Below are 9,587 nucleotides of genomic sequence, written 5' to 3' on the forward strand. Positions count from 1 at the left end.
GCCTTTGTCAGCGGGAATTCTTCGATCATCGGTTTGATTCCCGATAACGCACTGAATGCGAGCGTGTCCTGGGAATCCGCCGATGTACCCGACGGCCAGCCCTGCACCGAATTGCGCCCTATGATGAACTGCGCGATCGGCACTTCGACGGGCTCATCCGAAAGCCCGACCATGATCAGCTTGCCGTTCGCCCCGAGGCCACCTATTACCGCGCTCATCGCCTTGCCGCTCGTGACGGTGGCGAGAATGACGCGCGCGCCGCCCAGCGCCTGCAATGCCTCGGCGACGTTCGCCGCGGTGCTGTCGATGTAGTGATGGGCGCCGAGTTGTTTCGCAAGACTGGCCTTGTCCTCGCCGCGCGCGATGGCGACCGTGACGAATCCCATCTTTCTCGCGAACTGCACGCCGAGATGACCGAGTCCGCCAATGCCCAGAATGGCGACCACGTCGCCGGCCCGCGCGCCGCTGTTGCGCAGCGCGTTGAATGTCGTGATGCCCGCGCATAGAAGCGGAGCGGCATCGACATCGGAAAGATCGTCTGGAATGCGCGCCAGCGCTTCGACCGGCGCCAGCATGAATTCGGCGTAGCCGCCGTCGTAGCTGATACCCGGCACGAGTGCGCGCTGACACAGAACAAAATCGCCACGACGGCAATTCTCGCATCGTCCGCAATGTCCGCCGTGCCAGCCGACGCCGACGCGCTGCCCCGCCTGCCATCCTTCTATGCCCGCGCCAACTGTATCGATGACGCCCGCGATCTCGTGCCCTGGCACCCTCGGATATTCCAGGCCCGGCCACTGCCCTTCCTTCGTCAACACATCACTGTGACAGACGCCGCACGCCTGGATCTTGATCAGTACCTGCCCGGCACCCGGTTCCGGCACGTCCCGTTCGACGAGCTCGAGAGGGCCGCCCGCCCGCGCGACCTGCATTGCCTTCATCGTCCGCATCGCTTTCCTCCTGATGAAAAGAGACGAACGCGAGCTGACCGAACCCGGTTCGCGGATTTGCTGCCGACGTCACCTACCGGTCAAGCTTTCAGCTTACGCCATATTCCGGGCACCGCTCCCTGCGACGGCATGGTCTGTTCTTCTCGCCGACGCGAAGCCGCATGACTCGCGCAAGGCTTATTCAATCAGGCCATCCGTGCGGCCAGTTTTGCGTCCTTCACGCCGACCCGATCGGGTCGCTCACGGCCGGTCGCTCACCGCTGGCTCACTCACGGCCGCATCACTCAAGGCCGCATCACTCACCGCGCCGCGTTGCACCGCCGGCCCCACCTGCTCGCCGAACTGCAACGCAGCAAGCTGGGCATACAGCGGCGAGCTCAAAAGAAGCTCCGCGTGACGGCCCTGCGCGACAATGCGCCCCTGTTCCAGCACGACAATGCGGTCGGCCTGCTGAACGGTCGCGAGGCGGTGCGCGATGACCAGTGTGGTGCGATTCTGCGCGGCGTTGTCCAGCGCCTTTTGCACCAGCCGTTCACTGGCGGCGTCGAGCGCGCTGGTGGCTTCGTCGAGCAGCAGGATGGGCGGATTCTTCAGGATCGCGCGAGCGATCGCAATGCGCTGGCGCTGTCCGCCAGACAGGCGCACGCCGCGCTCGCCGAGAAAGGTGTCGTAGCCTTGCGGCAGTTCTTCGATAAAGCCGGCCGCCGCGGCCATCTCGGCAGCGCGTTGTACTTGCGCCAAAGTGGCTTCCGGCGCGCCATAACGGATGTTGTCCAGCACGCTCCCTGAAAAGATCACCGATTCCTGCAGCACCACGCCAATCTCTTTGCGCAATTCGACGAGCGGCACGTCCCGCGTCGGGACGCCGTTGATCAGAATGCGGCCGGATTGCGGATCGTAAAAGCGCAGCAGCAACTGGAACAGCGTGGTCTTGCCCGCGCCGGATGGGCCGACCAATGCGACATGTTCGCCCGGACGGACGTCGAGCGAGAGTGCGGACAGCGCGGCAATGCCAGGGCGCGATGGATACGAGAAACTGATGTTGTCGAAGCGGATGCCCTCGCCTCGCACAGGCAACGCGACCGTGGTCTCGGCTTCCACCACCGGCGAGCGCGCCGCCAGCAATTGCAGCAAACGTTCGGTGGCGCCGGCAGCGCGCTGCAGATCGCCCCACACTTCGGCGACCGCGCCCACGGCGCCGGCCGTGAACACCGCGTAGAGGATGAACTGGGACAACTGCCCCGCCGTCATCCGCCCGGCCAGCACCGCCTGTGCCCCGAGCCACAGCACGAACACGATCGCGCTGAACACCAGCACGATCACCACGGCGGTCAACCAGGCGCGCGCGCGAATGCGTGTGAGCGCGGTCTCGAAGGCCGTCTCCACCGCAGCGGCAAAACGCCGCGCCTCGAATGGCTCCTGCGTATACGACTGGACGGTCGGCATCGCATTGAGTACCTCGCCCGCCAGCGCGCTCGTGTTCGCGATCTTGTCCTGGCTTGCACGCGAGAGCCGCCGCACGCGCCGGCCGAAGATCACGATCGGCGCGACCACCACGACCAGCGTCGCAATGATGTAGCCGGACAGCACCGGGCTCGTGACCGCCAGCATCGCCACGCCACCGGTCAAGAGGAAGAAGTTGCGCAATCCCAGCGACAGGCTGGTGCCCACCACCGCCTGGATCAAGGTGGTGTCGGCGGTGAGGCGTGACAGCACCTCGCCGGTCTGGGTGGTTTCGAAAAACTGCGGGCTCATTCCCAGCACGTGATCGTAGACCGCGCGCCGCAAGTCGGCCGTGACGCGTTCGCCCAGCCACGACACGAGATAGAAGCGCAACGCCGTGGCACCGGCCAATACCAGCGAAACGACGAATAGTGCGAAAAAATAGCGGTCGATGTGCGCCCGGTCGCCCCCGGCGAAGCCTCGATCGATCAGATATTTGAACGCCACCGGCAGCACCAGCGTGGCGCCCGCCGAGGTCACCAGCGCGAGGAAGGCGAGCGCCCAACGGCCGGCATAAGGGCGCAGAAAGGGAAACAGCGCAAATAGGGGGCCGATACGGGGTGAAGAACGTGAAGGCGGCGAAGACGTAACGGCGTCTGGCATGGGGATTCCCGAGCGGATCGAAGATCTTCCGATTGTGCCAGTCCTGCGTATTCGACGTCGTTCACGCAAAAGCCCGGCGTGGCCCGACGCATGGCCTCTTGCGCCGCCCGCCATATAATCCGCAGCACAGGCCAATTAACCTATCGATACCGAGGTCGAATCGATGTCTGAAAGCATGTCCAACGGAGCGCTGCGGCGCATGGCCTCGATTGTTGCACTCGTGGTCGCACTTGCGCTGGTCGTCGTCAAAGTCTGGGCATGGCTCACCACCGGCTCGATTTCCTTGCTGACAGCCGCTGCCGACGGTCTGGTGGATGTCGTCGCGTCCACCGTGACCTTCGCCGGGGTTCGTTATGCGGCCATGCCTGCCGATCGCGGCCATCGCTACGGGCATGGCAAAGCCGAGGCAGTCGCCGCGTTCGTTCAGGCCTTGCTGCTCGCCGGCGCGGCGATCGGACTCGCCGTCGAGTCGGTGCAGCGTCTGTTCGTTCCTCAAGCATTGAATCAGACCGGGTTCGGCATCTGGGTGATTGTGGGCAGCTCAGTGGCCGCGGCCGGGCTCGTCGCTATGCAAACCCTCGTGGTCAGGCGCACGGGTTCCACGGCCATCGCCGCGGATCGTGCCCATTACGTGACGGACGTGGCGGTCAACATCGCCGTGCTGGTTGCGCTTTTGCTCGACCGCTTTCTTGGCTGGTCGCGGGCCGATGCGATCGGCGCCCTGGCAATCTCCGTCTACATGCTGTGGAGCGCGCGCGGCATGACGGTCCACGCGTTGTTTCAACTGCTGGACCGCGAGCTGGATGAGGCAGACCGTGCACGCATTGAAGCCGCGGTACTGGCCTGCGACCGCGTGCAAGGCGTTCACGATATCCGGACGCGCGACGCCGGCGACAGGGTTTTTGTCGAATTCCATGTGGAAGTCGACGGCGCGCTCACGGTCGAAGAAGGTCATGCAATCGGCGATAACGCCGAAAAGGCGGTGCAGAGATTGTTCCCGTCGACCGATGCCACAGCTCACCTCGAGCCCTTCGGCATCAAGGACGAGCGGCTGGACGATCTCGTCAGATAGCGTGGTGGCGTGGACCGCGGCGAGGCTGTGACCCCGTAAAAACCCTAGGATGCTCCGGTTAGTGTATCGATTTACTATATCGATACACTAAATCGTCCGAACACCACGGACTTCAGGAGACACCATGGCTTCGATTTCCCGGCGAAAATTCTTACAACTCACCTCCGCCACCTCGGTCGCCGCGGCGGCCGGTTCCCTGCCCACCCTGGCGCGCGCTTCGGCGCCGATCGCGCTGCGTTTTTCTTCCACGATGGTGGCGGACCAGAACGCCTCGCACTATGTCTGGTACCAGAACTTCGCCGCGAGTCTGAAAAAGAACGTAGGCGACGCCATCCGTGTCGACTTCTTTCCGAACAATCAGCTTGGCAATGAAAGCGACGTCGTGCAGCAGGTCAAGATCGGCTCGATCGACATGATGGTGACGGGCGCCTCGATCTGGGCCACGCTCGCGCCGGAAATCGGCATGCTGGATATGGGCTATCTGTTCGACAGCTTCGCGCATGCCGAGAAGGTGCTCGACGGCCACGTGGGCGCCACCTTGGGCAAGTTCCTGCAAGACCGCTCGGGTTGCCAGATTCTCACGTGGACGTCCCAGTTCGGCGCGCGCAATGTCTTCACCAAAAAGCCCGTTCAGTCGCTGGCCGAATTCAAGGGCACCAAACTCCGGGTATTGCCGACACCCGCGTTCATCCAGACCTTCAAGGCCATGGGTGCGGTCCCCACGCCGATCCCGTTTGGCGAGCTCTATATGGCCGCGCAAACCGGCGTCGTCGATGGGCTGGAACACGACTCCGCGACGGTGCTGTCAGGCAAGTTTTACGAGGTCGTGAAGTCATGCTGGAAAACCCAGCACAACTTCAGTCCGCTCACCGTCGCGATCGGCAAACGATCCATGGACAAGATCCCCGCGGAGTTGCGCCCGGGATTTCTCAAGGCCGTCCAGGAAGCCAGCTTGAAACAGCGCCCCATCGCCGACGAAAAAGTCGCGCAGGCCGAGCAGGCCCTCAAGGAACGTGGCATGACTTTCTACCCGATGGCGCCGGCCGAGCGCGATGCCGTGCGCCATCAATTGCAGAGCACGCTCTATCAGAGCTTCGCAAAACAATATCCGGCGACGGCACCGCTCTTTGCGGAAATCGCCGCGGCAAGGGCCTGATCGATGAGCGCGCTGCCCACCCCGCACACGCCGAACGAGGCCGGCCACGCCACGGCCACAGCGTTGGCCTTCGATCGTGGAACACCATGGGGACCGGGCCTCGAACGCTTGGTGCGATGGACTGAATACCTCTCGGCCGCCGTGCTGGCCGCCGACGTGGCCGTGGTATTCGTGTCGGTCATCTACCGCTACTTCCTGCACGACCCGGTGGATTGGGCCGAGGAAATCGCCTCTGCACTGATGATCGTGCTGGTCTTCTTCGGCGCGGCGACGGTGCTGGCCCGCAGCCAGCATGTCGGCATCGAGTTGTTCCGCGGTCTTTTGCCGAGGCGCTGGCAAACCGCGATGATTCACGCCGGGCACTGGATCATTGCCGGGGTGTCGGCGAGCCTGTTTTTTTCGTCCTGCCTGTTGCTCGTCGATTCGTACGGGCAGACCACCGCGAGCGGATTGCCCGGCTGGATCAACGTCTACCCGCTCGTGATCGGCAGTCTGTTCATGACGCTGTTCGCCGTGGCGAATGCCATCAACGGCACGCGGCGCATCGTGCTGGGGAGTCTCGCGGGATGCGCGGTGATTGCGCTCGCGCTGCTCGCCTGGAGCACGTTCGTCCCGGCGCATCCGATCGAGCCGGGGCTATTGCTCGCCGCGGGATTTTTCGGCGGCCTGTTCCTTGGCATCCCGATCTGTTTCGTCCTCGCCTTTTCCGCCCTGCTGTTTTTCCTCGCGGAACCGAGCCTGCCCATGCTCGTGTACTCGCAGCAGGTGATGGCCGGCGCCAATCACTTTGTCCTGCTCGCGGTACCGTTCTTCGTGCTGGCCGGCCTGCTGATGGAATCCAACGGCATGTCGTCGCGTCTGGTCGAGCTGCTGCTGCGTATCTTCGGACGCGTGCGCGGCGGCCTCGGCTTGATCTCCATCACGGCAACCGCCTTCTTCTCGGGTGTGTCCGGCTCCAAGCTGGCCGATATCGCGGCGGTAGGCGGAGTCGTCATGCCGGCCGTGCGTCAAAGCGGAGAGGATCCGGACGAAATTGCCGCGATCCTCGCCAGCAGCGCAGTCATGGCGGAAACCATCCCGCCCTGCGTGAACATGATCATCATGGGCTTTGTCGCCAACATTTCGATCGCTGGCCTGTTTCTCGCCGGGATCGTGCCGGCCGCGGTGCTCGCTGTGTCGCTCGGCATCATGGCCGTGATTTTTGGCCGGCGCATCGATCCCAGCAAGGCCTTCAGTGTGCGCCGGCCGCTGGTGCCCCTGCTCGGCGGCGCCCTCGTTGCCTTCATCATGATCGGCATGATCGGCAAAGGCGTGACGTCCGGGGTGGCGACGTCGACCGAGGTATCGGCATTCGCCGTGGTCTATGCGCTGGTGGCGGGCTGGCTTGCATTCCGTGAACTGACGCCACGGGTGGTCGCGCGGCTGTTCGTGCGCTCCGCGTCGATGGCCGGCAGCATTCTGTTCATCGTCGCCGCGGCGTCGAGCGTCTCGTTCGCGCTCACCATCGAGCAGATTCCGGCGCTCGTGTCCGGCGTGATGGTCTCTTTCGGCAGTCACTACGGTGCGACCGGGTTCATGCTGCTGTCCGTGCTCATCATGATCGTCTTTGGCGCGATCCTGGAAGGCGCGCCGGCGTTGATCATCTTCGGGCCTCTGCTGACGCCGATTGCCCAGCAGCTCGGCATCAACCCGCTGCACTTCGGAACGGTGGCCGTGGTGGCAATGGGACTCGGCCTGTTCGCACCGCCTGTGGGGCTCGGCCTGTTCGCCACCTGCGCCATCACGGGCACCAAGGTCGAACGCGTTGCGCGGCCCATGCTCAAATACCTTGCGGTACTTGCTATCGTCCTCGTCCTGCTGGTGCTTGTGCCCGGCTTCTCTCTCTGGCTACCATCCCGCTTTGGGATGTAAGTCACTTTTCCGAGGATCTCTTGAGCACGATACAAGACGTCGCCAAACATGCCGCCGTCTCGGTGAGCACCGTGTCGAATGTACTGAACGGCCGCACGGAAAGGATGCGTCAGGAGACGCTCGCCCGCGTGGAAGAGGCGATAGAAGCGCTGAAATACCGGCCCAGTACCCTCGCGCGTCAGCTGAAGACCGGCCAGACACCGTTGATCGGCCTGCTGGTGCCGTCCATCGCCAACCCGATGTACGGCTACATTGCCCGCGAGGTCGAGACCTTCGCGCAGGAGCAGTACGGGCACCGCGTGTTGATCGGCAACACCTATCGCGACAAGGAAAAAGAAGCGTCTTTTTTTGAGGATCTGCTCGCCCATGGTGTCCGGCGCGTCATCGTGATCTCGTCGCTGGCTGACGAGAGCCACCTGACGCAGGCGGTGCAGCGTGGCATGGTGGTGGTCAGCTACGACCGGCGCGCTACGCCCGGCGAGCAATCCCAAGTCAACCACGTCGCGCCGGATAACTTCGAGGCGGCGCGGATCGCCACCCGTCATCTGATCGCTCACGGTCATACGCAGCTCGCGTTCGCGACGGTCGCGGGTATGACCGTGAGTCGCAGCGACAAGATCGACGGCTTCTACGCAGCGGCAAGCGAGGCCGGCTTGCGCGACCAGGCGCGTGTCATTGAAGGCGGCCCGTCGAACGAATATGGCGATTCCGTCATCGGCGAAGTGGGACACGAGCTTGCTCGGCAAATCGTCAAGAATGCCTGCCGCCCCACGGGCATCGTGGCGGTCAACGATCTGATGGCGCTGGGTTTGATGTCCGGTCTGCGTGAAACCGGGCTGAGCGTGCCCTCGGACGTCTCCGTCGTCGGACTCGACGGCCTGTTTCTGTCCGCGCTGTCCAATCCCAGATTGACCACCGTCCAACTGCCGGTGACCGAGATGGCTCGCGCGATGGTCGAGCGGGCCATGACGCCCCAGGGGGCGCCGGGCGCAAATGCGCACGCCAATGATCTGGTTTTCAACACTACGTTGCTCATCGAACGCGAATCCGTGGCGGCACCTCCCGCGCAGGTTCCGTCTATCCATGCCAGAAAGCGGAATACCAGGAAATGAATACGGTTTTTGTTAGTCATCCTAGCCACATGCTGGAACGTTACTTCGGCGACAAGGCGCTCGCCGGGTTACGCGCGTTCGCCGAGGTGAAACTCAACACCGAGCGCCGCGAACTCAGCACCGATGAACTGGCCACCGCGGCGCGTGGCTGCGACGTGATCATCGCCTATCGCCAGACGCCGGCGCCGCGCAGCCTGTTCGCCGCGCTGCCGGAGCTGGCGGCGCTCGTGCGGTGCGCGGTCGATATCCGGACCATCGATGTCGGCGCCGCAAGCGAGCACGGCGTGCTGGTCACACAGGCGAGCGCCGGATTCGTGCCGTCGGTATCGGAATGGGTGATCGGCGTGATTCTCGCGATGGCGCGCGGCATTCCTGCCTACGCGACGGCCTATCATCGCGGCACACCCGCCGAGCCTGTGATGGGACGCCAGCTGCGCGGCGCCACCCTGGGTGTCATCGGTTATGGCCAGATATCGCGCTATCTATGCGACGCGGCGTGTGCATTGGGCATGCGTGTGATCGTCACGGATCCGTACACCGAGGTAGAACAGCCCACCTTGCAGCAAGTGCCGCTGCCCACGCTGCTGGCTACGTCCGACTTCGTTGTTTGCCTCGCGCCCGCCACCGCAGAAACCGCCAACCTGATGAACGCCCAGGCGTTTGCCGCGATGAAACGCGGGGCGTACTTCATCAATGCCGCGCGCGGCGAACTGGTCGATGAGGCCGCGCTGCTATCCGCACTGGATTCCGGCCATCTGGCCGGCTGTGCACTCGACGTCGGCAGCGAAGCGGACCAGATGCCCTCCCTGATCGTCGCACGGCATCCCAAGGTGATTGCAACCCCGCATATCGGCGGTCTTACGCCGGAGGCGATCGAACACCAGGCGCTTCAGACAGTCTCGCAGGTCGAGGCGATCTTCAGCGGAGCAGTACCGGAAGGCGCTGTGAATGCTTCGCACGCTAGCCGATTGAGCAGATTCGCGTGTGGAGAACAGCAAGCACAGGCCGCGCTGGAATCGCAAACACCTCGACATTCATAGCAAAGCGCACCCTCATGAATTCGACTTTGGCCACGCTGTACCCGGGCGCATGTGATTGCCACATCCATATCTATGAAGCGGGCTATCCCCTCGCGCCTCACGCCACGTTTGTCCCGCCGCCCGCACCCGTAAGCGCGTACCAGCGGATGCAAAAGGAGTTGGGCTTGACGCGGGTCGTCGTGGTGCAACCCACGGGCTATGGCTTCGACAACAGTTGCACGTTGTCGGCATTGGCAAGGT

General features: G+C 63.7%; 8 protein-coding genes. 6 read left to right on the forward strand and 2 right to left on the reverse strand.

All coding sequences use genetic code 11. The features are described from left to right. Nucleotides 1-950: alcohol dehydrogenase (locus QOC89_RS22945; RefSeq protein WP_323047113.1), on the reverse strand; the 950-nt coding region annotated here is incomplete at its 3' end. A gap of 240 nt (nt 951-1,190) precedes the next feature. After that, entirely contained in the window at nt 1,191-3,056 is a 1,866-nt protein-coding gene (locus QOC89_RS22950) for an ABC transporter transmembrane domain-containing protein (RefSeq protein WP_323047114.1), read from the reverse strand. Between the two features lie 199 nt (nt 3,057-3,255). Between QOC89_RS22950 and QOC89_RS22955 the strand changes: the two genes are divergently transcribed. The 6 genes from QOC89_RS22955 to QOC89_RS22980 form a co-directional block, all read left to right on the forward strand. Beyond that, a complete protein-coding gene (locus tag QOC89_RS22955; protein ID WP_323047115.1) occupies nt 3,256-4,128 on the forward strand; it encodes a cation diffusion facilitator family transporter in 873 nt (290 codons plus the stop codon). 124 nt (nt 4,129-4,252) lie between these two features. Then, nucleotides 4,253-5,284: a TRAP transporter substrate-binding protein gene (locus QOC89_RS22960; RefSeq protein WP_323047116.1), complete on the forward strand. Its 1,032-nt coding sequence runs from the start codon at nt 4,253-4,255 to the stop codon at nt 5,282-5,284. Between the two features lie 3 nt (nt 5,285-5,287). Next, a complete protein-coding gene (locus tag QOC89_RS22965; RefSeq protein WP_323047117.1) occupies nt 5,288-7,195 on the forward strand; it encodes a TRAP transporter large permease subunit in 1,908 nt (635 codons plus the stop codon). Nucleotides 7,196-7,215: 20 nt separating this feature from the next. After that, entirely contained in the window at nt 7,216-8,307 is a 1,092-nt protein-coding gene (locus QOC89_RS22970; protein ID WP_323047118.1) for a LacI family DNA-binding transcriptional regulator, read from the forward strand. Next, on the forward strand, nt 8,304-9,347 hold the full coding sequence (locus QOC89_RS22975) for a hydroxyacid dehydrogenase (RefSeq protein WP_323047119.1): 1,044 nt from the start codon (nt 8,304-8,306) through the stop codon (nt 9,345-9,347). Before QOC89_RS22970 ends, QOC89_RS22975 begins: the two co-directional genes overlap by 4 nt. A gap of 14 nt (nt 9,348-9,361) precedes the next feature. Beyond that, on the forward strand, nt 9,362-9,587 hold a 226-nt coding region (locus tag QOC89_RS22980), incomplete at its 3' end, for an amidohydrolase family protein (protein WP_323047120.1).

The sequence above is a fragment of the Paraburkholderia sp. genome (assembly GCF_034668105.1).
Lineage (GTDB): Bacteria > Pseudomonadota > Gammaproteobacteria > Burkholderiales > Burkholderiaceae > Paraburkholderia.

What these genes read in the sequence shown, in the direction of transcription:
- QOC89_RS22965 (WP_323047117.1), top strand. Translation starts at nt 5,288, where the DNA reads ATGAGCGCGCTGCCCACCCCGCACACGCCGAACGAGGCCGGCCACGCC.
- QOC89_RS22960 (WP_323047116.1), top strand. Translation starts at nt 4,253, where the DNA reads ATGGCTTCGATTTCCCGGCGAAAATTCTTACAACTCACCTCCGCCACC.
- QOC89_RS22955 (WP_323047115.1), top strand. Translation starts at nt 3,256, where the DNA reads ATGGCCTCGATTGTTGCACTCGTGGTCGCACTTGCGCTGGTCGTCGTC.
- QOC89_RS22950 (WP_323047114.1), bottom strand. Translation starts at nt 3,056, where the DNA reads ATGCCAGACGCCGTTACGTCTTCGCCGCCTTCACGTTCTTCACCCCGT.
- QOC89_RS22975 (WP_323047119.1), top strand. Translation starts at nt 8,304, where the DNA reads ATGAATACGGTTTTTGTTAGTCATCCTAGCCACATGCTGGAACGTTAC.